The following is a 24958-nucleotide window of genomic DNA, read 5'->3' on the forward strand; positions in this document are numbered from 1 at the left end:
GACTATTAAACATTGAGCATTAAACATTGAAAATTGAACATTAAACATATGAACCAATTCGTAGAAACCATTAAGATAAAGAAAGGCGAAGTCATGGCCCTTCCCTATCACCAGGCAAGAATGGAGCGAACCATCCGTCACTTTTTTCCTTCCCTAAGTGCCATGCCCAGCCTCGCCCAACTCATCGCACCACGGGCCGACATGCAGCTTTCCAAGTGTCGGGTAGTCTACAGCGAACAGGGTGTAGAAGCAGTAGAGTACGCTCCCTATGCCATGCGCACGATACAGACATTAATGGTTATCGAGGCTGACAACATCGACTATAGCTACAAAAGTACAGACCGTTCTGAGATCAATCGACTGACAACCCTGAAAGGTGATTGCGATGACATCGTCATCGTAAAGAACGGACTCATCACAGATACCTCGTTCACGAATCTCGCCATCTTCGACGGACATCAATGGCTCACACCCTCCCACCCCTTGCTTGCTGGCACCAAGCGTGAATTTCTCTTAGCCCAAGGCGCCATCACCGAGAAAGACCTTACTCCCGAAGACCTGAAAAATTCAGAAAAGACAAGACTCTTCAATGCTATGATCGACTTCGGAGAAATAGAAATCATAAACACGAAACTCGACTTCCGACGATTTTTAGAGTTATAGAAGTTTAAAAAACACACTCTTGGGGCAAGCCCCAACACCCTAACCAAGAGACACAAAAAAAAGAGACTGATACAAGTTTCTAAGCCAGAAGAATAAATACAATAAAATACAAAAACATTAAGAATGAAGAGAATTTATTTGATTATTTTAGGATGTATAGCCACCAGTATGCTGCAGGCACAGGAACTGAGCGGACAATATACTACAGAATGGCAATGGGACATGAACAAGAACACCAACTGGGTCAACCAGTTGCGCCTTGACCTGAGTGTTCCTTTAGGAAGCGACAGAAACACCATAGAGGCAGCCACGCTCCACCTCGCCAAGACCGGCGAAAGCGTCATTGGTGACTGGCAGGGATTCTCCAACATCGATGCCGACAACATGCTGGCGGCCATTGCCGTCTTAGGCTTCATGCACCAGTGGAACTCGGGCCATCTGTTTATAGGTGTGAGGAATGTGAACGAAGACTTCTTCACATCCCCCATCACGGCGCTCTTTACCAACAGCTCCTGTGGCATCTTTCCCACGGTGGCTGCCAGCTATCCCATAGCCAACTATCCCTTTTCAGGACTCACCCTTTACTTCGACATCACCAAAAAGGGATGGACGTTCCGCAACAGCCTTTACAACGGCACAGGCTACAATGGCTGGACAGCCCACGACAATCCGTTCCTGATAAAACCCAAGACGGACGGCATCTTCAATATTTCGCAGATAGAGTACACCCATCGCCGCGGAGAATATTATGCCGGCATAGCTGTTCACACCCGACAGCAGCCCTTCGTCACGGAAGACGAAACAGCCTCGACAATGACTCAAACAAATGGAACTTCAGTAAATGGAACTACGACAGATGAGAATACGCCGAACAAAACCTCGACGGATGAGAATTCATTGGCGCGAACCACCTTTGCCTGGTGGCTCTATGGAGAGCAGAAGTTGTGGACATCGGGCGAAAAGAATATCTTGTGCATGGTGCAATATTCAGAGAATTCAAGCCGCAAGAACGCCTGCTACCGCTATGCAGAGATAGGCGGCGCCTATCTGGACACGAAGAACGAGTGCGGCGTGTCGGGACAATACGCCCAATTCCAGCAAGGCGATGAATACTCGCTGGAACTCACCTGGAAACGACAACTCACCAAGGCCATAGCCGTGCAGCCTTCCTTCCAGTTCATTCACAACGACGACGGCAACTTCACCGCGCTCAGCGCCCGCCTCTATCTCAATTTCTGACGGGTTCCATTCCTGCCTATCCACTTGGGCAACACCAGTGTGCCCATCACCAAGAAGGGATAATAAAAGACAGCCCTCCAGAGCATGGCGGCAAGGATGGCAACCGATGCTTCGGGCAGATAGTCGGAGTAATACAGGCGGAACATCAGCTCAGCCACACCACTTCCTCCCGGCGTAGGACTCAGGATGGAAATCATCCACATCACCCACTGTCGGCACCAGGCCAGGAGCATGTTTCCATGGCATTGAAAAGCCAGCAGGATAGCCACGACGATGGCAAATCGTGCCAACCAAGCCAATGAAGTATACCCCATCAGCAGCAGCCAGAATCGCCATCCTTCCTGTCGGGCTTCTTCCGAAGCCAGAGTCATGTCGACAGAGAATTTCTCCACCTTGGGCAGGAATCGGCGCAGCACAGAAATCTTGCAACAAGCCTTCAGCACCCATCCCAAACTCTGTGGACGATGCAGGAGCAGCACATACAGAATGACTGTCCATACGGCTACAATAAGCGTGCTCACGATGAAGACCACCTGCACGCCGCCCTTGATCCATTCGTTGACAACATCGGCCGATACGCCCACGCCGTCAACCATACTGAAGAGCAGATGCGAGGGCACGAGGAAATACAGCAGACTGCAGCTCACGGCCAGAAAAGCCTCGTCGGCCAGTAGAGCAGCAAACATGGTGAAGATGCTTCTTCCCATCGTCACGCCCTCGCGGTTCAGATACACGAAAGCCAGTCCGCTACCGCCTACAGCCGAGGGAGTGACAGCCGAGGTGAACTCGCAAAGCACGTTGACCCGAAAGCTCTGCATGAGCGACAGCCTGCGATGGCAGAGATGCTGAAACCGCAGACTGAGCATCAGGTTCTGCAAGGCGAAAAGTCCCACAGCCATTCCTACTCCGAGAAAGAATTCCGGAGACAAGTCGATACTGCTCAATGCATCCACATCGAACTCTCTGATCATCATTCCAGCGATAACCACCAGTCCTATGGATGCCGCCAACCACAAATGCCATTTCTTCATATCTGTTCCTTCTTTTTTCACCGTCACTAAGGAGTTAAGAAAAACATTTTTGTCAAGAATTAGAGAATTTGAGAATCTCTTGCTGATATGGAATTAATGAGATATTAGAGAATTGGGCGACTAAAGCCACCATTTAGCTGCTGAAAACTTGCTTGATATTCGAATCATAAGCAGCACGTTGTCGGTTGATTATCAAACGCAATGCTTCCTGTAATTGCTTTACCCTTCAGCCAGCGACCGTTGGTTCTCATTAAATCAAATGCGCAGATATGAATTCTCTAATTCTTGAAAAAAGACATTTGTCTTAACTCCTTAACAAAACATTGTCCTCAAAAGCTTTCGTCTTAACTCCTTAACTTCTGGAAAAACTCCTAAATTCCTAAGAAATCTCCTGAGATGAATCTTTTGAATAACTCCTCTATTCTATAATAACGCTTAAATGACCCATCTATTTTGTTGTCGGTCAATTAAATGTTAATATCGGTAAGGCCGGCGTCCCGGCACAGAAACCGAATGGTACTGTAAGACCTGATAAGGCAACTGAGCCTCGTCGATACCAGGCATTTCCGGTGTAATTACAGTCACGTCTTTCCCCTGCTGATACAGGCAGCGTGCCAGGTTGCTTACTGTGAGCGACACTCCGTCCATGACGGGTGGAAAACATTCATTGAATAATTCAATCATATTATTTTTTACTTCAGAATCTTGAGAATAGGCTCAGGCTTTTTTTTCTGCCTGTCTGCCATGAACGGAACATTCAGAATTTTGGCGACTGTAGGCGCTACTTGGCTGGTGTAGACAATGCGTCCGCCCTCCATTTCGCCCAGATGCTGTATGCTCTTTCCGAAAGCCACCAACCAGGTCTGGTTGCTTCCCTCTATCTTCTTGCCATGCTCTGTCCACGACGCCTGTGGGTCCACCTCGCCACAGTTGACATGAGTGCCCAGACTCGTTCCCCTGCCGTGGTCGCAGGTAATGATAAAGGTGGTGTTGCCTCGATAGAACTCGTCTCCCTGGCAGTATTGCCACAGTTCTCTGATATACTGGTCGTTCCTGTGGGCTGCTTCGAGATACTCTTTCCACTTGCCATGATGCGCATAGTAGTCGGTCTCGCAGAACTCCACAAAGAGTAGTTTTGGATGCTTGTCGCCCAGTGTCTTCTGAGCGCGGTGCAGGGTTACGATGTCTCGCCTCACCTGTGCACTCACCCTATGTTTCGAGCGGAAGTCAACGGACAATTCACTTCGGCGTATGTTCAGGATGTAAGGCATTACGTCCCAGCTTGCCACGGCACTCACCCTGTTCCTGTAGTCGGGCGATGCGGCAGCCATTTCCAGCACCGACCGATGGGGGTTGTATTGTTTTCTGTTGTCGAAGATGTGCTCGTCGTCGGTCACACCACATAGCATCTCGCTGTATCCGGCATACGATTTCCAGATACCGTTTTCCACCTCCATCCTCGACTTTCTGTTGCGGTTGCCCATCATGCAGCCCTTTTCCTCCCCCATCTTCCACAGGAAAGGCATCAGACTGTCGCGGCGTGCACCCTCAAAAACTTCCTGCCATCTCAGTCCGTCAATGGCTATCAACACCACCCTTGGCTCCTCTTTTCTGCTATCCTGCCCATGCACTGCGAGAAGGAAAAGCAGCGGCAGAAGCAGCAACAAGAGAATCATCCTTTTCCTCTTCATAAGCTCTGTTCTCCTTTCTATGATAATATGCTTCGTAAGTGTTTTCTATGGCTGCCATGATACGGCTGTCGGCGTGGTTTTCCCACATTCTGAACTCCACATCCTCCTCATAGTCGTGGGCGAAGGCCTTCAGCTTGTCGATGTCGAAATCGTTGCTCATCACTCCCGCCATCTCCCTCTCGGCGTCTACGGCGTTGCATTTCTGCTCCACATGAGCCGGAATCAGCATGCAGGGTTTGCCCATATAGAGCGCCTCACAGACACTCTCAAATCCTGCCGTGGTGGCGTAAGCTCTGCAGCCAGCCATCATTTTCAGAAACTTCACGTCGTCGAGCCGATGCAAAGTCAGTGTGTCGTCCACCTTCAGCTCCTCGGGAGCGTCGGTCTTGTCCCAGAAGAAGTGCAGATGAGTGTGGGGGTGTTTCGCGTGCCACGCCCTCACATCCTCTGCGAATCCCGTGTTGAGCATATAGCCCATGATATAGTCGCCATGATGGCGGATCGTGGTTTTCACCTCCTTGCGGAGCAATGGCGGCACCACTTTGATGGCCTGCTTCTCGTCGTCATCATACTGACGTATGGACAGGGCCAACTTGGCAGTAGCACCTACGCAGGTGATGCGGGTGGAGAGCTTCAACATGCTCTCGGGCAGGAGCGCCCTGCCAGGCATCTCGAAGTCGGGATGCAGAAAGAGATACTGGTGAGCCACGCAGACCATGGGAATGCCCATACGAAAGAGCTTGCAGGTAATGCCGCAGAGCACTTCATAAAAGTTGATGATAAGGTCGGCTCCGCTCTCCTTGATGACCCTGTGCATCATGCTGATGCTCGCCACATACGAAGGCACCAGGGCGACATTATAGGCTATGGAGCGCAGCAGATTGAACCTGCGGTTGTCCTTCGACGGACGGAAGTTGGGACTGTAGAACTGCTCAATCCCGCAACCTATCTGATTCTGAAAAAACGCAGGAATCACCCTGTTCTTGCTCTTTCCTACCAAAACCTTCACTACCTCGTGACCTTCGTGTCGAAGCATCTGTCCGAGTGCCAGCGCCTGGGTGAGATGTCCTCTTCCCTCGCCTTGTATCACAAAAATTACCTTCATTTTATCTTTCTTACATCATTTTTTAAAAACATCTTGTGGAACCACGACAGCTTTTCTTCCTGTCATTTTCCGAGTGCAAAGTTATAAGCTTTATATTTCAAAGATATGATAGAAAAGTGAAGATAGAGTTAAAAAGATTTTTCAGGAGAGTTCATAGAAGATTTCTCTCCGAGATCCTCAAATTATCACATTCGTCACACCACCGAAACACCATTGCAACACATTTTAAGTACCTTTGCATCGAGAAATCAAACACATAGAAAGATGAAAAGAATCAAAATTATGAGCATCATCGCCATGATGCTCCTCACAGGCAGCAGGATGGCTGCACAAACCCACACGCCGGTCACAACCCTACAGCGTCCCAAGCTCGTGGTGGGCATCGTCGTCGACCAGATGAGGTGGGACTATCTCTACCGCTATCAGAAACGCTACACAGAGGGTGGATTCAGGCGAATGCTCAGCGAGGGCTACACCTGCGAGAACATCGCCCTGCCCTACGTCCCATCCGTCACCGCCATCGGCCACACCTGCATCTATACCGGCAGCGTGCCCTCCATACACGGCATTGCCGGCAACAACTTTGTGAAAGACGGGCAGAAAGTCTATTGTACTGACGACAAGACCGTTAAGCCCGTCGGTTCGACCAGCGATGCAGGCCTCATGTCACCCCAAAACCTCTGGACAACCACCATTGGCGACGAGATGCGAATAGCTTCCAATGGCAGAGCCAAGGTGGTGGGCGTGTCGCTCAAGGACCGCGCCTCTATCCTCCCGGCAGGCCACAACCCCAACGGCGCCTACTGGTTTGACGATGCCACAGGCCGCTTCATCACCAGCACCTACTATATGGACAAGCTGCCGCAATGGGTACGGGCGTTCAACGACAAGCACTTGCCCGAACGGTACCTCTCAGCCGACTGGAACACCCTCTACCCCAAGGCTACATACGCCGAGAGCACAGCCGACGACACCCCATACGAAAACGGCATCCGTGAAGGTGTGAAACCCATGCTGCCCCTCCCCCTGCCGGCACTCTACCGCAAATACGGTTACGGCATCATCCGCAACACCCCCTTCGGCAACACCCTGACACTCGACCTTGCACGTGCAGCCATAGAGGGCGAACAGCTGGGCAGCGACGAAGAGACCGATCTCCTGGCCATCAGCTGCTCATGCACCGACTACATAGGCCATCAGACAGGCACCCACGCCATCGAGACCGAAGACACCTATCTCAGACTCGACCAGGCACTTGCCGACTTCCTCGCCTACCTCGACCAGAAAGTAGGCAGGGGCAACTATCTCGTGTTCCTAACAGCCGATCACGGCGCCATGAACAACGCCCGTTTCCTGCAAGACCGCCGCATCCCTGCCGACAGCTGGGATTCCAAGGCTGCAGCCCGTAAACTGCGCGAGGCATTGGCGAAGGACTATCCACAGACAGCCGACCTCATCAAGACCGTGATGAACTATCAGGTGTTCCTCAACGTTGACGCCATCCGCTCAGCCCGTCTCAACGCATCCAAGGTCAAGGAGCGAGTAGTAAGCCTCCTGCAGCAGGATCCCGACGTGCTGTATGCCTGCGACATGGAGAAGGTTGCCACAGCGAGCATCCCCGACGAAGTGAAATACCGCATTATCAACGGCTACAACCGTGAGCGAAGCGGAAGCGTAGCCATCGTGCTGAAGCCAAACCACTACGACCACGGCATGAAAGGAACCGACCATGGCACCTGGAATCCCTACGACACCCACATACCCTTGGTCTTCATGGGATGGGGCATCCAGCATGGTTCCACCACCCGTCCCACCTACATGACCGACATCGCCCCCACTATTGCAGCCCTGCTTCATGTTCAGGCACCCAACGGCAACATCGGTCGCCCGATATTCGGCGCAGAACAATAAGGACTCAACTTTCACAAATGTGGAAGTTTAATAACTTTGATCAAAATAACACAGAAACAGAGGGTGTCAAAAGTCAAATCCCTTTTTAGAAGTCATCCACACCCAACAAACGCTCGTGGAATGGTAGCTGAAGAGATAAACTGGCCTCGGAGAGAAAAGGGACACGGGGGCTGAAAAGTTGTTTCAGTTTCAGTTGTTTCAGTTATTTTTAAGAGGGGTTCTACTTCTGTTTTTGTTCTTTTTTCTATACTTTATTATTATATAACTATTTAATATATATATAGTTATAATATATATATAATATAATAAAAATTGAAAAAATGGAAAATCGCAACCATCAAAAAATTAATTGAAACAACTGAAACAGAAACAGCAGACCACTTGACTCCCTCTCTAAAAGGCTAATAATCAATCATTTAACAAGAAACAAATAGATCAATATGAAGTATAATATCTCAAAAAAGACCGCTCCGAAGATGCCAAAACTGGGAAAAGGAACGGAAATTGTGTCGCTTTTGCTCTCACAGGCATCAAATGACATGCACGAACCTATCGTTCCGATGATTTTCCCTGTTCTCGGAGCACACGTCAGTGGAGCCTAATTCATGTATCCCGACCTCATTTGGAAGGAATTATTCGGTATGATGAAAAACCTCGTGGCTGATTCATGCCGTAATAAAGGACAGTTTACGAATATTTGATTATGATCCCAAAAGACATCTTCAATCACTTCCCTAACTGGAGAAAAAAAATTCCCCAGTTGGGAAAATAAAAAAAAACTATTTGCTTCGTCATCTTCAAAATCAAACACTAACCTTTTTAAGTTCAGAAGTTATAGAAGTTAAAGAAGTTATCACTCCCTTCGGTCGTTCGGGAAGTTAAGAGACAACAGCCCTTTTGGAAAGGGAGTTTGGGGCATGTCCACAAAGGCATTAGTCCCTTAACTTCTCATAACTTCCCTCTAACTTCCCTTAACTCCTTGGGGAAAATATTCCTTCAAGACATATGGCTTTCACTTCGCGTTTTCGTTTTTCAAGTTATTAGTGTTAAAAATGTTCATTTTCTTTGTGGAATAAGAAAAAAGTATTACTTTTGCAATTGTTTTTTAAAGAAAAGGAAGATTGGCAGAGTGACCGAATGCGCTGGACTCGAAATCCGGTATACCCTTTTCCGGGTATCGGGGGTTTGAATCCCTCATCTTCCGCAAACCTAAGGTGAAACCATCATGAAAAAATTAATCATTTCCATACTCTTATTTTTGCCCTTGATGTCTGTTCAAGCGCAAAGTGTCCTCACACCCCAACAGCAGTTGGAGGAGGCTCAGAAAAAGCTTGAGGAAGCCAAAAAGGCGGTAGAGGAAGCCAAGCAGAAGGCGGAAGCGGAAGCTGCCAAACAAAAGGCTGCTGCCGAAGCTGCCAAGAAAAAAGCAGAGGAAGAGGCTAAGAGAAAGGCGGCTGAGGAGGCAAAAGCCAAGGCCGAAAAGATACAGCAACAGATAAAGGAAGCTGAGGCTGAGACTGCAAGACTGAAGGCAGAGGCGGCAAGACTGAACGCAGAAGCCAATGGTGCTGCGGCAACAACAGCTGCTCCTGAGGCAACCACTGCGACTCCAGCTCCTGCCACCACAGCATCGCAGGGATCGGGATGGGTAATCCCTACGGCAACAAAGAAGGAGACACCTAAACCTGCAGCTCAGGTTAACGGCGCGAAACTGAAGGAAGACCCCAAATACCTGGAAGGCGCCATCACCTTCGACGAACAGGGCAAAATCGTGTTTGACACAGAGATAGAAGCCCCCGGCAAGAGCGCAGCCCAGCTTTACGACCTGGTGTTCGACTACATGAGCGGCCTGACTCAGGACAAAGAGAGCAAGGCAAGCCGAATGGCGCTGGTGAACAAAGACGAAGACATCATCGTAAACACGATGGACGAATGGCTCGTGTTCAGTAACTCCTTCATCTCGCTCGACAGAACAGAATGCAAATATAACCTCATCGCCAAGATAACAGATGGAAAGGTGAGCCTGTCGATCAACCACATTAATTATATTTATGAGGAGGGAAGACAGACCGGATTCAAACTGCCAGCCGAAGAGGTGATCATCGACAAGGTGGCGCTGACCAAGAAAAAGAACGACCTGGCACGCATCTTCGGTAAGTTCCGCAAGAAGACCATCGACAGAAAGGACCAGATTTTCAACGAAATAGCAGCTCTTGTGAAATAAATTTCGAGGGAATAGAACAGTAACAAACGCAATATGACAACAGAACAAAATAACAACAATGCTGCCGAAAACAATGAGCAGCGACAGCAAGAGGCTCAGGAGAAGACAACCTACGCCGTGAGACCTCACCACCACTATAAACGACTGGACTACAGCGACCCGACCAACCTGAAAGTGCGCAACAAGCTGAACACGGCTTTCATCCTATTGGTCATCGTGGGTATCACGCTGTGGTACACAATGGACACACACACACCTGCCTACGTAGTTCTGCTCGTAGGAGTAGTGGTGAAAATCGCCGAAGTATGTATTCGACTATTCAGAAAATGATGAAGAAAAGTAAAGTAATCCTTACGATAACTCTGTTTTGTGCTGCGACATCGCCTGTCGTGGCACAAACCGATTTTAGCAACAACGAGGACTCGATGTTTGCACCCGTCAACAACAGGAACGTCAGAACCGACTCATTAGGGTCGGACAAGGAAATACCCAAGGGACTGAAGGTGTGGACCATAGACGAGCGATTCGGCGACCGACAGGAGGCACAGGTGGACACCCTGCAGCACATGTACATGAACACCCCATTCACCTCGGGACTGAGGGGAGAATACAACTCGCTGGGCAATCTGGGTTCGCCCCGCATCAACCGTATCTTTATCGATCGACGGCTGGACCAGGGGCAGTTTATCTTCGCACAGCCCTTCGACTGCATCAGCACGCCCGTCAGCGAATTCCACTTCACCAACACCTACTCGCCCATCACCAACGTGACGCTCAACAGCTGTGGAAACCGTACCAACGGCGAGGACGACTTCAAGGCGATGTTTGCCGTCAACGCGGGAAAACGACTGGGCATGGGATTCAGATTCGACTATAAGTACGGACGTGGCTACTACGACAGCCAGAGCACCTCGCACTTCAAGTACACCATGTGGGGATCGTACATAGGCGACAGATACCAGGCGCACCTGCTCTTCTCTACCCTGCACCAGAAGGCGACAGAGAACGGCGGAATCACCAACGACGACTACATCAAGCACCCAGAACTCTTCGAAGACACCTATGCCGAGAACGAGATTCCTACCGTGCTGCAGCAGAACTGGAACAGAAACAACAGCATACACGTGTTCTTCAACCACAGGTACAATGTGGGATTCAACAGAAAGGTGCGCATGACCGACGAGGAGATCAAGGCGAAGAAGTTTGCCATGGCCTCGAAGAAGGAGAATGCCGCCGAGGACGCCAAGGAGGAGGCAAGGAAAAAGGCTCGCCAGGAGGGCAAGAAGTTCGACGAGGATGCCTTCGGCAAGACACCTAAGTTTTCCGGACGACCCGACGACGCAAAGATAGCGGGCGACGAGCCTGCTGCCGACAAGAAGGATGCCAAGCCGACAGAGCGCATCGCCGTGAACGGTAAGAGCGCCGCCGACAGCATCATGGCACAGGAGAAGAAGGCGGCTCAGGACACGGCCTGGATGAAAAACGAATACGTGCCGGTGACAAGCTTTATACACACCTTGAAGTTCGACAACTACAGCCGTACTTATATCGCCTATCAGACACCTGCCGACTACTATCTGAACGAATACTACACGGCGGGAAAATACGAGGGCGACTCCATCTACGACAACACCAAGCACTGGGAGATGAAGAACACCCTGGCGCTGGCTACGCTGGAGGGATTCAGCAAGTGGGCTAAAGCGGGACTGAAGGCTTTCGTGAGCTACGACCTGCGCCACTTCGAGTTGCCTGACACCGAGGGCGGCGTGATGAAATACAACGAGCACTCGGTGAGTGTGGGCGGACAGTTGAGCAAGCGACAGGGCAAGCTGCTGCATTATAATGCCGTGGCCGAAATCGGTGTGGCCGGCGAGGATGCAGGAACACTGGCGGTCGACGGCGACGTGGACGTGAACATCCCCTTCCTCGGCGACACATTGTCGGTCATCGGTAGTGGTTTCTTCCACAGAATCACTCCTTCGTTCTACTTCCGCAACTATCACGGTCGTCACTTCTGGTGGGAGAACGACCTCGACAAGATTATCCACACACGCATCATGGGAACGCTGAAGTTTGCCAAGACAAAGACGATGCTCAGAGTGGCTGTGGACGAGATAAAGAACTATGCCTACCTGAGCCAGAGCTACAACGTGACGGACAACAACCAGGCGGCACGTACGGGAGTAACGGTGCAGGCCAAGCAGAGCGGAAGCCCCGTCAACCTGCTGACAGCCCAGCTGTTCCAGGACGTGAGATGGGGAATACTGAACTGGGAGAACGTCATTACCTATCAGCACTCGAGCAAGACGGACGTCATTCCCGTGCCTGCGCTCAACGTGTACAGCAACCTGTATCTGAAATTCCCTGTGGTGAAGGTGCTCAACATCGACCTGGGTGCCGACGTGAGATACTTCACAAGCTATGAGGCACCCGACTATTCGCCTGCGCTGAGTCAGTACACAGTACAGGACAATGGCGACAAGAATGTGAAAGTGGGCAACTACCCCATCGTCAACGTCTATGCCAACGTGCACATCAAGCATACACGTTTCTTCGTAATGATGACACACGTCAACAAGGGTTCGGGCGACAAGAACTATTTCTTCGTGCCCCACTATCCGCTCAATGGCAGCGTGTTCCGATTCGGTGTTAGCTGGAACTTCTTCAATTGATGATTGCAACAAATTCGATAAAGGCCTGGTTTTTGGCAGCGCGCCCCAAAACGCTGTCGGCTGCGGCTGTACCCGTACTGATAGCCATCGCACTCGCTATGCGCGACTGCTATCTGATGGAAACAGTTGGCGATGCTGCACAGCCTCACATCCTGCACATACCAGCCCTACTGTGTCTGCTCTTCGCATGGGTGATGCAGATAGACTCCAACTTCGTGAACGACTACTTCGACTTTAAACGGGGAAATGACGACGAGACACGATTAGGCCCCAAGAGGGCCTGCGCCGAAGGATGGATCACCGAACGCGCCATGAAGACGGGCATCATCGTGACCACACTCCTTGGATGCGCCATCGGTCTGCCACTCGTCATCTACGGAGGAATGGCCATGATTTGGGTGGGAGTGGCCTGCGTAGCGTTCTGCTTCCTCTACACCACAACCTTCAGCTACCACGGCATGGGCGACATACTGGTGCTGCTGTTCTTTGGCATCGTACCGGTGTGCTGCACCTATTATGTCATCATGCCCGAGGGCTACAAGACAGTAAGTACTGAGGTGGTGATGGCCGCTATCGCCTGCGGACTGGTGGTGGACACACTCTTGGTGGTGAACAACTTCCGCGACAGAGACAACGACCGCGAGGCTGGCAAACGCACACTCATCGTCAAGTTAATCGACAGATGGGACGAGAAGAGTGCACTCTGGCTCTATCTGCTCTTGGGGTATGTGCCCCTCGCCATCATGATGGGCATGGGAATCCACGATGCCGTAGTGCGCGACACCTCTACCTTCGCCCTCCCCCTCTACGCCGTCTACGCCGGCATGCACCATACTACCTACCGGCAGCTGAAAGCCATCAACCACGGCAGGGAACTCAACAGGGTGTTGGGAAGTACGGCACGCAATATTTTCATCTATGGACAAATCGTTTTCCTGACCATCGTCCTGGGATTCGCATTGGAAATATAATGAGGAGAAAAAGCAATGATACAACAAGTAAGTATGGAAATCATGGAGTTTGTGGAAACACAGATTCTGCCAAAATATACAGAGTTCGGTGAAAGCCACGGACTCAGACACGTCAACAGGGTGATCAAGAATTCTCTGGAGTTGGCACGCATCACGGGTGCCGACATCAACATGGTGTATGTCGTGGCTGCCTACCACGACCTGGGAATGAGCGGACCGAGAGCTATCCACCACATCACGAGCGGAAAGATTCTCATGGCAGATGCCCGGCTGAAGCGATGGTTCTCCCAAGACCAGATAAAGATCATGAAAGAGGCGGTGGAAGACCACAGGGCCTCGTCAAGCCGTCAGCCCAGAAGCATCTACGGCAAAATCGTGGCTGAAGCCGACCGCGACATCGACACCCACGAGATCTTCCTCCGTGCCATCCTCTATGCCAAGGAAAACAATCCCGGTAAAGACAAGGAACAAATATGGGAACTCTTCGCCCACCACATGGACGAGAAGTACTCAGTACATGGATACATCAAACTCTGGATTCCCAACTCGCCCAACGAGAAGGAACTGAAAATGCTGCGCGACATCATCGAGGACAAAGCGCTGCTAAGACAGGAATTCGACAAGATTTACGAGAGCATTCTCTGAAGTCAAGGAGAATTCAATGGAGTTAAAATAAAGGCTATCCTAACTCAAGAATTATTCTGAATGAGATATTTGATTCGAGCCAATAATTTTTAAGTCAAGAATTTGAGAAGCATTCCTGACAAAAATAAAATATTCCAGCCTCTTCTTCCCCTTTATCTTCATAACAAAAAATCGCCCTAAATGGTTACTATTTCAATTAAAATTAGTAACTTTGCACTCAAATATAAAAAAGATAAAGATTAGGATGAAAAAAATGTTATTTACGCTGCAATTACTGCTGTTCGCAGTTATTGCACAGGCACAACTGCTTAGCCCTGTAAAATTCACCAGTCAGTTGAAAACTAACGGGACAGCAGTTGCAGAGATTGTATTCAGCGGAAAGATTCAACCAGGATGGCACGTCTACTCTACAGGTTTGGGAAGCGACGGACCTATCTCGGCAACCTTCAACGTCAACAAAATGGAAGGCGTAGAACTCGTCGGCAAACTGCAGGCACGAGGCAACGAGGTGTCGAAATACGACAATATGTTCGGCATGAAGCTGCGTTTCTTCGAAGGAAGCGCCACTTTCGTGCAGAAGGTAAAATTCACTGCTGCTCAGTATGTTATCGACGCATACCTGGAATACGGAGCCTGCAACGACCAGAGTTGTCTGCCTCCTTCAGAGGTCAACTTCAAGCACACAGGCAAGGCGCCTGCCATAGACAGCAAGGCTGCTCTGGAAGCCAAGACCGACAACAAGCAGGACGCTGCAATGGCAGCCAAGGCCAAAGCCGACTCTATCGCCATGATGCAGGCTGCCTTGACCGACACCGCACAGCAGAACACCTTGGACAGCGCAGCCCTGGCTCAAGCTGCCGAACAGCTCGACACCAAGACGCTGTGGCAGCCCGTAGTGAAAGAGCTGCAGGCGTTCGGAGGCACCAACGACATAGCCAACCACTCACTCATCTATATCTTCCTGATGGGACTGGTGGGCGGACTCCTCGCGCTGGTGATGCCTTGCATCTGGCCTATCATTCCCATGACGGTGAGTTTCTTCCTGAAACGTGCCAAGAACGACAAGAAGAAGGGCGTTCGCGATGCCTGCACTTACGGACTCAGCATCGTGGTTATCTATCTAACTCTGGGTCTCGCCGTCACAGCCATCGCAGGTCCAAGCACACTCAACGCCCTGTCTACAAGTGCCGTATTCAACATCATTCTCTTCGTACTCTTGGCTGTGTTCGCCTTCTCATTCTTCGGATGGTTTGAAATCAAACTGCCCGACCGCTGGGGCAACGCCGTAGACAACAAGGCATCGAGCACCACTGGACTGATATCCATCTTCCTCATGGCCTTCACGCTCGTACTGGTGTCTTTCTCGTGCACTGCACCTATCATCGGACTGCTGTTGGTTCAGACGGTGACATCGGGCGACTGGCTGGCTCCTACCGTGGGCATGCTGGGATTCGCCCTGGCACTCGCCCTGCCCTTCACCCTCTTCGCACTCTTCCCATCATGGCTTAAGTCGGCTCCAAAGTCTGGCTCATGGATGGAAACCATCAAGATCGTACTGGGATTCGTCGAACTGGCGTTCTCGCTGAAGTTCCTCTCTGTAGCCGACCTGGCTTACGGCTGGCACATCTTGGACCGCGAGGTGTTCCTGTCGCTCTGGATAGTCATCTTCGGAGCCCTGGGTCTCTACCTCATCGGTAAGTTGAAGTTCCAGGTGGACGCCATCGGAGGCGAGATAGACAAGCCTATGCCTGTGCCCTGCATCATGCTGGGTCTGTGCTCGCTGGCCTTCGCCGTGTATATGGTTCCAGGACTCTGGGGCGCTCCCTGCAAGGCGGTAAGTGCCTTCGCTCCTCCTATCAACACACAGGACTTCAATCTGAACACTAAGACCGTAGAGCCTGCCTACAAGGACTACGAGATGGGAATGGCTGCTGCCAAGGCTCAGGGCAAACCCGTGCTGATAGACTTCACAGGATTCGGCTGCGTGAACTGCCGCAAGATGGAAGCTTCGGTATGGACCGATGCCAACGTGGCTGACAAACTGACCAAAGACTACGTGCTCATCTCGCTCTATGTGGACGACAAGACACCTTTGCCACAGCCTATGGAAGTGACTTTCAACGGCAAGAAACGCACCTTGCGAACCATCGGCGACAAGTGGAGCTATCTGCAGGCAAGCAAGTTTGGTGCCAACGCTCAGCCCTTCTACGTGGCTGTCGACAACGACGGCAATCCGCTCACCGCAGCTTTCAGCTTCAAGGAAGACGTAAACGCATATCTTGAGTTCCTGAATAAGGGACTCGACAACTACAGAAAGTAAAACTCGAGTAAAATAAATAAAACTATGAACAGTAGAAAAGAAATTCCAGTCCTGTTGCTTACAGGTTATTTAGGCAGTGGAAAGACAACACTACTCAACAAGATTTTGGCTAACCAGAAAGGCATCAAGTTTGCAGTCATCGTCAACGATATCGGCGAGGTGAACATCGATGCTGCCCTCATAGAACAAGGAGGCGTGGTAGGAAAGAAAGACGACTCGCTCGTGGCTCTGCAAAACGGATGCATCTGCTGTACGCTGAAGATGGACCTCGTGGAACAGCTCAAGGAAATCGTCGACATGCAGAAGTTCGACTACATCGTCATTGAGGCAAGCGGCATCTGCGAGCCTGCGCCTATTGCACAGACCATCTGCTCGATTCCTACACTCGGACCACAATACGTCAAGAACGGAGTGCTGAGACTCGACAGCATCGTTACCGTTGTGGATGCTCTGAGAATGAAAGACGAGTTTGCAGGCGGCGACGACCTGATGAAGGACAACATCGACGAGGAAGATCTGGCGTCGCTCGTCATCCAGCAGATAGAGTTCTGCAACATCATCCTGCTCAACAAGGCTGCTGAGGTGGAACCCAAAGACCTCGACAAACTGAAGCACATCATCAAAGCCATACAGCCAAAGGCTGAAATCTTCGAGTGCAACTACGGCGACGTAGACCTCGACAAGATTGTCAACACACGTAAGTTTGACTGGGAAACCGTGGCCACATCGGCTGGATGGATCCAGGAGATTGAGGCAGAACGCAACGAAGATCATCACGATCACGACGATCACGATGATGACGATGAGCACGAGCATCATCATCACGACCACGACGATGAGCACGAGCATGAAGAACACGAGCATCATCATCACGACCACGACCATCACCATCATCACCACGACGATGAGGGAGAGGCTGAGGAATACGGCATCGGCACCTTCGTGTACTACAGCCGCAAGCCTTTCGACCTGGGACTCTTCGACGACTTCGTGGCACGCAAATGGCCACGCGACGTGGTAAGAGCCAAGGGAATCTGCTACTTTGCCGACGAGAGAGACATGTGCTACGTGTTCGAACAGGCCGGAAGACAGAAGACCGTGAAGCAGGCTGGACAATGGATAGCCACCATGCCTAAAGACCAACTCGACGAGCTGCTGGCACGTGAGGAACAGCTCAGAAAGGAATGGGACGACAAGGTGGGCGACAGAATGATCAAGATTGTATTCATCGGTCAGCATCTGCAGAAAGAGGCCATCTGCAAGGAATTGGACAAATGCCTCGTGGATTAAGTCGACACACAGCAGAAAAATTACATAAATACGCAACTGAACTTCAGCAAGTTCGGAAGTTAAACACAACATAATACGCAACAAAAAGAAACAGCATGAAGATTGATTTTAGACCAGCTTTCATGAAAGACTTTGACGGTTGCTGGACGGTCATCAACGAAGCCAGAGAACAGATGATCAAGTCGGGACGTCACCAGTGGACAGAGCAATATCCTGCCTACAAGGACATCCTGGCAGACATCAACAACGGCAATGCCTATGTGCTCACCGTGAACGACCAGATAGCCGTTTACGGAGCGGTGGTGCTGAACGGAGAACCTGCCTACGAGTTTCTCGAAGGAAAATGGCTCACCAACAGCAACTATTACGTCATACACCGGTTCGCAACCCTGCCCAAACTGCAGAGAGAGGGATACGCACGCATTTTCATCAACAAGGTGTGTAGCCTGTGCGAAGTGGAGCACGTGCCCAGCATCAAGGTGGACACCAACTACGACAACCTGCCCATGGTGAGCCTGCTCTCGTCTATGGGATTCTGCCTTTGTGGAAAGGTGAGCTATGGTGAGAGAGGGCTGAGATTCGCCTTTGAAAAAATCACCATGCGGCCCAAAGGATAAAAAGAAGAAACTCCCAAAAATTCAGGAGAAAGAAATACAACGATGATCAGCAAGAACAAGATAAAATATATCAAGTCGCTCGAACTGAAGAAAAACCGCAACAAGGAAGGTAAGTTCGTGGCTGAAGGACACAAGGTGGTGGACGACCTCTTAGTACTGCAGCCTGCATCGCTTATTGTGGCTACCGAAGAATGGCTCAAAGACAAAAGCATTGACCCAAGGACGGAAGTGGTCACGGTAAGCGAGGAGGAACTCAGAAAGGTGAGCTTCCTGCAGCATCCGCAACAGGTGCTCGCCGTCTTTGACCAAAGGGACAACAGAGACTTCGCTTCTGCCAACGTCGACTTCAACTGTCTGAACCTCGCCCTCGACGGAGTGCAGGACCCGGGCAACCTGGGAACCATCATCCGCATCGCCGACTGGTTTGGCATAGAGAACATTTACTGTTCGCCCGAAACTGCCGATGTGTATAATCCCAAGGTGGTGCAAGCCACGATGGGAAGCATCGCCAGAGTGAAGGTCCTGTATGGCGACCTGATGGCGCTGTTCGCCTCGCTGCCTGCCGACGTGCCTGTCTACGGTACCCTGCTCGACGGTGAGGACATCTATGCACAACAGCTCGACAACCGTGGATTCATCGTCATGGGAAACGAGGGAAAAGGCATCTCGCCCGAACTCACCCAGAGGGTGAACCGCAGGCTGCTCATCCCCAACTTCCCTCCAGAAAGACCTACTGCCGACAGTCTGAACGTAGCAATAGCCACGGCCATCACCTGCTCGGAATTCAGAAGACAAGGAAGGAGATGAAACTAATGTTTAGTGTTTAATGTGCAGAAAGGTTGTTATCCCACAATTAAACACTAAACATTAAACATTAAACACTAAGCATTCAATGAAACTATGAAGATAAATGATTTGATAAAGCATCGCAGTGTAACTGCCTGCATGAAAGAAGCTTACAGTCTGATGACTGGCAATGTGAAGAACCTGCTGAAAAGTACATGGTGGGCTTTTATGATCTATGCATTCATGGTGGCATTCATGGTTTACCTGCGCACACCCAACAAGATGCTTCACGACTGGGGCGAGGAAAACATGATGCTGTCGTTCTGCCTGCAGACGGTCGTTTACTTGGGTGTCATCGTGGCGGCTTTCCTCATGGGAGCAGCAGCATGGCGCTGGCTGACCGACAAGCCTTTTGGCAGAATGATGAAGCGGTTTACTACGATTTATCTCGTTTCGGCTGTCGTCAGTTTCGTCGTCACATTCGCCGCAACGTTTGCCCTAACTTGCTTTTACCTTACGGCATTTCTCACAGCCTCAGGCTCGGCTGCTACGGCAGATTCGGCAGCAGGCTCGCCCTCGCTCCTCATCATCGTGCTCTTTGCACTCGCCATCGTCGCTGCCACCGCCCTCTGCATGGCGGTGAGTCTGCCTTTCGCCTATCTCACTCCCAAATACATGTTGCAGGAAAAGGGTGAAAAATTACGCCCCTGGAAATCATTCAAGTGCGGATTCCGCCACATGGGTTCCATCTTCAAGATGGGTTTCCTGGGCAGTCTTGTCATCCTGGTGGCAGGTATCCTGATCTACATTCCTCTCGCCATCCTGATAGGCGCACAGGTATCGGCACAGATGGGCACTCTCGAAGGCGACCCGGTAGGAACGCCCTCCTACTTCACCTTCCTCTTCATCATCGTGACAGCTCTCCTGCTGTTCATCTTCGCATACATCCTGCACTGGTTGTTTATCTCGTACGTCTTTCTCTATGGCAGTATAGAGAACGACGAAATGAAGAAAACTGAAATGCTAAATGCTAAATGCTAAAAATCATTCAACATAAAAAAGACATAGACATGAAACAAACCAGACTGCTATTCATCGACCGCGACGGAACCTTGATTCAGGAGCCGGAAGATGAACAGATTGACAGCTTCGAGAAGCTTGTCTTCACCAAGGGCGTGATGAGAAACCTCAGTTTCATTGCCCAACACACAGACTATCAGCTCGTCATGGTGAGCAACCAGGACGGATTAGGCACCGACTCCTTCCCGGAAAACACTTTCTGGCCTGTGCACAACTTCATCATCCAGACACTGGAAAGTGAGGGAATCCACTTCGAGGAGCAGCTGATAGACCGCCATTTCCCCGAGGACAACTCGCCCATGAGAAAGCCTGGAACCGGCATGCTGACCCACTATATTGACAATCCAGAATACGACTTGGCCAACAGCTATGTCATCGGCGACCGTGAAACCGACGCTCAACTGGCCGAGAACCTGGGATGCAAGAGTCTGATACTGGGCAAAGACGGCATGGACTGGGACAAGATAGCCGAAATTCTCTTTGCCGGCGACCGCGTCGCCGAGGTAAAACGCACCACCAAGGAGACTGACATATATATAAAGGTGAACCTCGACGGTTCGGGCCACTGCGACATCTCCACAGGACTGGGCTTCTTCGACCACATGTTGGAGCAGATAGGAAAGCACGGAATGATGGACCTCACCATCCACACCAAGGGTGACCTCTACGTGGATGAGCACCACACAATCGAAGATACAGGCATCGCACTGGGCGAATGTCTGCTTCAGGCATTGGGCAACAAGAGAGGCATCGAGAGATATGGCTACAGCCTGCCTATGGACGACTGCCTGTGCCAGGTGGCTCTCGACTTTGGTGGACGCCCCTGGCTCGTTTGGGACGCTGAGTTCCATCGCGAGAAAGTAGGCGAAATGCCCACCGAGATGTTCAAGCACTTCTTCAAGAGTCTGAGCGATGCTGCCAAGATGAACCTCAACATCAAGGCAGAAGGCGAGAACGAACACCACAAGATAGAAGGTATCTTCAAGGCACTCGCACGATCACTCAAGATGGCAGTGAAGCGAGATATCTATCACTTCGAACTGCCTTCATCGAAGGGAATGCTGTAAAAAAAAGAAGAACAAGCAGAAAGAATGCTGTAAAAAAATGCCAAAAAATTTGGCTGCATCAGAAGAAAGCAGTATCTTTGCAAATACATAAGGGTCGTTTCGGTTAGATTGGGATACTCATCACATTACAAATTATGAAACCGAGAAGACTTCTCTTGCCTATGGCGGGCCACAATAAGCCGGACTTCGTTCGGTGAAGCTGCAAAGCCGGTGGATTACAAAAGCGGGGGGCTCTCAAACTTATTGCTAAGTTCGGAGTTTCATCACATCATCGGGCGACCCTTTTCTTTTTATTCTTAGAACTTTGTCATTGAATACTCTCATCATTCTTTGAACAATATTCTACATCATAGAAAACATTCATCAACATTTTAAATTCATACGAATATCACATCATGTTTAGCGGAATCATAGAAAACATGGCTACTGTCGTGGCTGTGAAAAGGGACAAGGAGAATATCGACCTTACACTGGAATGCCCGTTTGCTGGCGAGTTGAGTATCGACCAGAGTGTGGCGCACAATGGAGTATGCCTCACGGTCGTGGCTTTAGAAGGCAACACCTATACAGTTACTGCCATGAAGGAAACACTCGACCGTTCCAACCTCGGACTGCTGAAAGAGGGAGACAAGGTGAATGTGGAACGTTCTATGATGCTCAACGGCAGGCTCGACGGACACATCGTACAGGGACACGTAGACCAGACTGCCACCTGTATTGACAAACGTGATGCTGATGGTTCCACCTACTATACTTTCGAATACAGACTCGACCGCGAGATGGCTCGCAAGGGCTACTTCACTGTCGACAAGGGTTCGGTCACTGTCAATGGTGTGTCGCTCACAGTCTGTGAGCCTACCGACAACACCTTCACCGTGGCTATCATTCCCTATACTCACGACCACACCAACTTCTGCAACATAGAAGTGGGAACCATTGTCAACATCGAGTTCGACATCCTGGGCAAATACATCGCACGCCTGCAGGCTGTATCGAAAGACTGATAAATCTCTCTATCCTCACTCTGCTTAAAAGGCAAGACAAACAAAAAGGGATATAAAAACAAAAGGATATAAAAACAAAATGAAGTTAGCTTCACTCGTCATGGAAGCTAACTTCATTTTTTTATTCCAGATACTCGGTCTTATCCTCGATGCCGGCTTCGGCAAGAGCCTCCTTGCGCTCTACACACGTACCGCACTTTCCGCAATGCTTCTCGCCACCCTTATAGCAACTCCAGGTCTCAGTGTAGTCTATTCCCAATCGCTTGCCTATACGGGCAATGTCCGACTTGGTGATGTTGGTATAAGGAGCTGACACGTGCACATCGACAAAGGTTCCTGCCTGGGCAGCCCGGTCAATAGCAGAGATAAACTCCGGACGGCAGTCGGGATAAATAGTGTGGTCGCCTCCATGATTGGCTATCAACACCTTCTTCAGGTTGTTGCTCTCAGCTATGCCGATGGCAATGCTCAGCATGATGCCGTTGCGGAAAGGCACCACCGTCGACTTCATGTTCTCGTCGGCATAATGTCCTTCTGGAATAGCATCGGCGCCTTCTAAGAGCGAGCTCTTGAAATACTGATGCATGAACCCCAAGTCGATGGTGATGTGCTTGATGCCCAAACGCTCACAGTGCATCTTGGCATAAGGAATCTCACGCTCGTTATGGTTGCTGCCATAGTTGAAACTGATACCCAAGGCAATCTCGTCTTTTTTATCGTAGAGCAGCGTGATACTGTCCATACCGCCGCTCACAATGATTACAGAATCCTTCATTTTGTATTTGAATTATTATTTATAAAATCATATTGCAATCCAATATTAGCAAAATCTGCGTACTCCACGAAATCTGCGTGCACACTTATCCGAACAGACAGCGGAGCGCCTCTTCCACCTTCCTCACAGGATGGATGGTGATGCTGTACTTCGACCTGTCGAGCGAATGATAGTTGTAACGGGGAATGATGATGTCATGAAAGCCCAACTTCTCGGCTTCGGCGATGCGCTGCTCGATGCGGCTCACCGGACGAACCTCACCACTCAAACCTACTTCGCCAGCCATACACCAGCCAGCCTCGATAGGCGTGTCCACATTACTGCTCAATACGGCGGCTATCACACTGAGATCCATCGCCAGGTCTGTGACACGCAGTCCGCCTGCTATGTTCAGGAACACGTCCTTCTGCATCAGTTTGAAGCCTACCCTCTTCTCGAGCACAGCCAAGAGCATGTTGAGCCGACGCTGGTCGAAGCCCGTAGCCGAGCGCTGTGGTGTGCCATAGGCTGCGGTAGATACAAGCGCCTGTGTCTCGACCAGGAAAGGACGGACGCCCTCGATGGCACTGCTGATTGCCACTCCCGACAAACCGTCATGATCGTCGGTAAGCAAGAGCTCCGAAGGATTGCTCACCTGTCGGAGTCCACCCTGCTGCATCTCGTAGATACCTAACTCTGAGGTACTTCCGAATCGGTTTTTGATACTTCGCAGGATGCGATACATATAATGCTGGTCGCCCTCAAACTGAACCACCGTGTCGACAATATGTTCCAGTATCTTCGGTCCGGCCAAGGTTCCCTCCTTATTTATATGTCCGATAAGGATGACAGGAATGCCGCTGGTCTTGGCAAACCTCAACAAGGCAGCTGCGCACTCACGCACCTGTGAGATACTGCCTGGCGAGCTCTCCACCTCGTCGGTGGCAATCGTCTGTATGGAGTCTATTACCACCAGTCCGGGAGCCTGTTCCTGTATATGCGTGAAGATTTTCTCCAACGATGTCTCGCAAAGAATAGACACATTGTCGAGCGAGGCCCTGCCATCAGCACTCTCATCGCCCACCGATGCAGAAGCCAGTCGGTCAGCACGCAGTTTAATCTGATGGGCACTCTCCTCGCCGCTCACATACATCACTTTCATGTCGGGCAGATGAAGAATGGTCTGAAGTGTGAGTGTACTCTTTCCGATGCCCGGCTCACCGCCCAGGAGCGTGATACTGCCAGGAACCAGTCCTCCACCCAGCACACGGTTCAGCTCACCATCGTGCATATCAATGCGCGGCTCATCATGAGCAGAAATATCGCGCAGACGTACAGGCCTTGCTCCCCCATCGCTGTGATTGCCGCCAAACATCGTGGCAGCACCTCCATGCCGCATGCTCATGCCAGCGTTGCGGGCAGCCTGGGAGCCCGTATCATTGGCTATACGAATCTCCTTGAACGTATTCCATTGTCCACAACTCGGGCACTTTCCTATCCATTTCGACGACTCCTGACCACAGTTGCTGCAAACATAAGCTATCTTGTCTTTTGCCATATTCTGATGAGTATTAAAATCAAGGACAAAGGTACATTATTTTTTCACTTTCGCCAAATATTCGCCACACTTTCACATCAAAAGGTTACATTTTGCAAAGCCGATATTACATTACCAGCCTCTTTGATAAAAAAAATCCTTAAAAGAACACCAAAATTTGCAACATTCAGTTATTTTTCATACCTTTGCCTACAGTTTCAGCAGAGCCGACTGCAAATGAGTAAAACGCCTAAAAGGCAACACCCACGACAGTTGGCACAAAGTCTAAAACACAAGTCCTGTTCATCATTGTCATGGAGAACAATAAACAGACAGAACGAACGAGACAGA

General features: G+C 50.4%; 22 protein-coding genes and 1 tRNA gene. 17 read left to right on the top strand and 6 right to left on the bottom strand.

The annotated features are described in order from the left end of the window. The first annotated feature begins 48 nt into the window (after nt 1-48). Together P3T48_RS05715 and P3T48_RS05720 are read left to right on the top strand one after the other, a co-directional pair. Nucleotides 49-663, top strand: a complete 615-nt coding sequence (locus P3T48_RS05715; protein WP_276505967.1) for an aminotransferase class IV family protein — start codon at nt 49-51, stop codon at nt 661-663. A gap of 123 nt (nt 664-786) precedes the next feature. Beyond that, complete coding sequence (locus tag P3T48_RS05720; protein ID WP_276505968.1) at nt 787-1902, top strand: carbohydrate porin; 1116 nt, start codon at nt 787-789, stop codon at nt 1900-1902. On the opposite strand, the gene P3T48_RS05725 is transcribed toward P3T48_RS05720, so the two are convergent. The 4 genes from P3T48_RS05725 to P3T48_RS05740 all read right to left on the bottom strand — a co-directional run bounded on the left by P3T48_RS05725 (nt 1887) and on the right by P3T48_RS05740 (nt 5729). Beyond that, nucleotides 1887-2933 carry a lysylphosphatidylglycerol synthase transmembrane domain-containing protein gene (locus P3T48_RS05725; RefSeq protein ID WP_276505969.1) on the bottom strand — a complete coding sequence of 349 codons (1047 nt, stop codon included), beginning with the start codon at nt 2931-2933 and terminating at the stop codon, nt 1887-1889. The two genes, P3T48_RS05720 and P3T48_RS05725, sit on opposite strands and share 16 nt — an antisense overlap. 474 nt (nt 2934-3407) lie before the next feature. Continuing rightward, nucleotides 3408-3617: a hypothetical protein gene (locus P3T48_RS05730; RefSeq protein WP_276505970.1), complete on the bottom strand. Its 210-nt coding sequence runs from the start codon at nt 3615-3617 to the stop codon at nt 3408-3410. 8 nt (nt 3618-3625) lie between these two features. After that, nucleotides 3626-4624, bottom strand: coding sequence for an alkaline phosphatase family protein (locus tag P3T48_RS05735; protein WP_276505971.1), 999 nt, complete (start codon nt 4622-4624; stop codon nt 3626-3628). After that, nucleotides 4548-5729 (bottom strand): glycosyltransferase family protein, encoded by a 1182-nt coding sequence (locus P3T48_RS05740; RefSeq protein ID WP_276505972.1) that lies wholly within the window; start codon nt 5727-5729, stop codon nt 4548-4550. The genes P3T48_RS05735 and P3T48_RS05740 overlap by 77 nt, the downstream gene beginning before the upstream one ends. A gap of 264 nt (nt 5730-5993) precedes the next feature. On the opposite strand from P3T48_RS05740, the gene pafA reads away from it, so the two are divergent. From pafA to P3T48_RS05815, 15 genes are all read left to right on the top strand, one after another. Continuing rightward, nucleotides 5994-7640 (top strand): alkaline phosphatase PafA, encoded by a 1647-nt coding sequence (pafA, locus tag P3T48_RS05745; RefSeq protein WP_346429596.1) that lies wholly within the window; start codon nt 5994-5996, stop codon nt 7638-7640. A 440-nt stretch (nt 7641-8080) separates the two neighbouring features. Beyond that, the gene (locus P3T48_RS05750) at nt 8081-8242 is read left to right on the top strand and encodes a hypothetical protein (RefSeq protein WP_276505973.1); all 162 of its coding nucleotides are present in this window, start codon (nt 8081-8083) and stop codon (nt 8240-8242) included. A 513-nt stretch (nt 8243-8755) separates the two neighbouring features. After that, nucleotides 8756-8844: transfer RNA gene (locus P3T48_RS05755), tRNA-Ser, on the top strand. A 21-nt stretch (nt 8845-8865) separates the two neighbouring features. Beyond that, nucleotides 8866-9864: a DUF4468 domain-containing protein gene (locus P3T48_RS05760; protein WP_276505974.1), complete on the top strand. Its 999-nt coding sequence runs from the start codon at nt 8866-8868 to the stop codon at nt 9862-9864. 33 nt (nt 9865-9897) lie between these two features. After that, entirely contained in the window at nt 9898-10194 is a 297-nt protein-coding gene (locus P3T48_RS05765; protein ID WP_276505975.1) for a mechanosensitive ion channel protein MscS, read from the top strand. Continuing rightward, complete coding sequence (locus P3T48_RS05770) at nt 10194-12536, top strand: putative porin (RefSeq protein ID WP_276505976.1); 2343 nt, start codon at nt 10194-10196, stop codon at nt 12534-12536. The genes P3T48_RS05765 and P3T48_RS05770 overlap by 1 nt, the downstream gene beginning before the upstream one ends. Further along, complete coding sequence (gene menA, locus P3T48_RS05775) at nt 12536-13507, top strand: 1,4-dihydroxy-2-naphthoate octaprenyltransferase (protein WP_276505977.1); 972 nt, start codon at nt 12536-12538, stop codon at nt 13505-13507. Before P3T48_RS05770 ends, menA begins: the two co-directional genes overlap by 1 nt. Nucleotides 13508-13522: 15 nt before the next feature. Beyond that, a complete protein-coding gene (locus P3T48_RS05780; RefSeq protein ID WP_158462782.1) occupies nt 13523-14152 on the top strand; it encodes an HD domain-containing protein in 630 nt (209 codons plus the stop codon). Nucleotides 14153-14396: 244 nt separating this feature from the next. Further along, nucleotides 14397-16472 carry a protein-disulfide reductase DsbD family protein gene (locus P3T48_RS05785; RefSeq protein WP_276505978.1) on the top strand — a complete coding sequence of 692 codons (2076 nt, stop codon included), beginning with the start codon at nt 14397-14399 and terminating at the stop codon, nt 16470-16472. 24 nt (nt 16473-16496) lie between these two features. Next, nucleotides 16497-17762: a CobW family GTP-binding protein gene (locus tag P3T48_RS05790; RefSeq protein WP_276505979.1), complete on the top strand. Its 1266-nt coding sequence runs from the start codon at nt 16497-16499 to the stop codon at nt 17760-17762. Nucleotides 17763-17857: 95 nt separating this feature from the next. Further along, nucleotides 17858-18379, top strand: a complete 522-nt coding sequence (locus P3T48_RS05795) for a GNAT family N-acetyltransferase (RefSeq protein ID WP_158462779.1) — start codon at nt 17858-17860, stop codon at nt 18377-18379. A gap of 42 nt (nt 18380-18421) precedes the next feature. Further along, the gene (locus P3T48_RS05800) at nt 18422-19186 is read left to right on the top strand and encodes an RNA methyltransferase (protein ID WP_158462778.1); all 765 of its coding nucleotides are present in this window, start codon (nt 18422-18424) and stop codon (nt 19184-19186) included. Nucleotides 19187-19279: 93 nt separating this feature from the next. Beyond that, the gene (locus tag P3T48_RS05805) at nt 19280-20206 is read left to right on the top strand and encodes a hypothetical protein (protein ID WP_276505980.1); all 927 of its coding nucleotides are present in this window, start codon (nt 19280-19282) and stop codon (nt 20204-20206) included. Between the two features lie 29 nt (nt 20207-20235). Continuing rightward, a complete protein-coding gene (hisB, locus tag P3T48_RS05810; RefSeq protein WP_276505981.1) occupies nt 20236-21312 on the top strand; it encodes a bifunctional histidinol-phosphatase/imidazoleglycerol-phosphate dehydratase HisB in 1077 nt (358 codons plus the stop codon). Nucleotides 21313-21707: 395 nt separating this feature from the next. Further along, nucleotides 21708-22316, top strand: a complete 609-nt coding sequence (locus P3T48_RS05815) for a riboflavin synthase (RefSeq protein ID WP_158462775.1) — start codon at nt 21708-21710, stop codon at nt 22314-22316. A 121-nt stretch (nt 22317-22437) separates the two neighbouring features. On the opposite strand, the gene queC is transcribed toward P3T48_RS05815, so the two are convergent. Together queC and radA are read right to left on the bottom strand one after the other, a co-directional pair. After that, a complete protein-coding gene (gene queC, locus P3T48_RS05820) occupies nt 22438-23091 on the bottom strand; it encodes a 7-cyano-7-deazaguanine synthase QueC (protein ID WP_276505982.1) in 654 nt (217 codons plus the stop codon). A gap of 85 nt (nt 23092-23176) precedes the next feature. Next, the gene (gene radA, locus P3T48_RS05825; protein WP_158462773.1) at nt 23177-24628 is read right to left on the bottom strand and encodes a DNA repair protein RadA; all 1452 of its coding nucleotides are present in this window, start codon (nt 24626-24628) and stop codon (nt 23177-23179) included. Nucleotides 24629-24958 lie beyond the last annotated feature (330 nt).

The organism is Segatella intestinalis, assembly GCF_029348455.1.
Lineage (GTDB): Bacteria > Bacteroidota > Bacteroidia > Bacteroidales > Bacteroidaceae > Prevotella.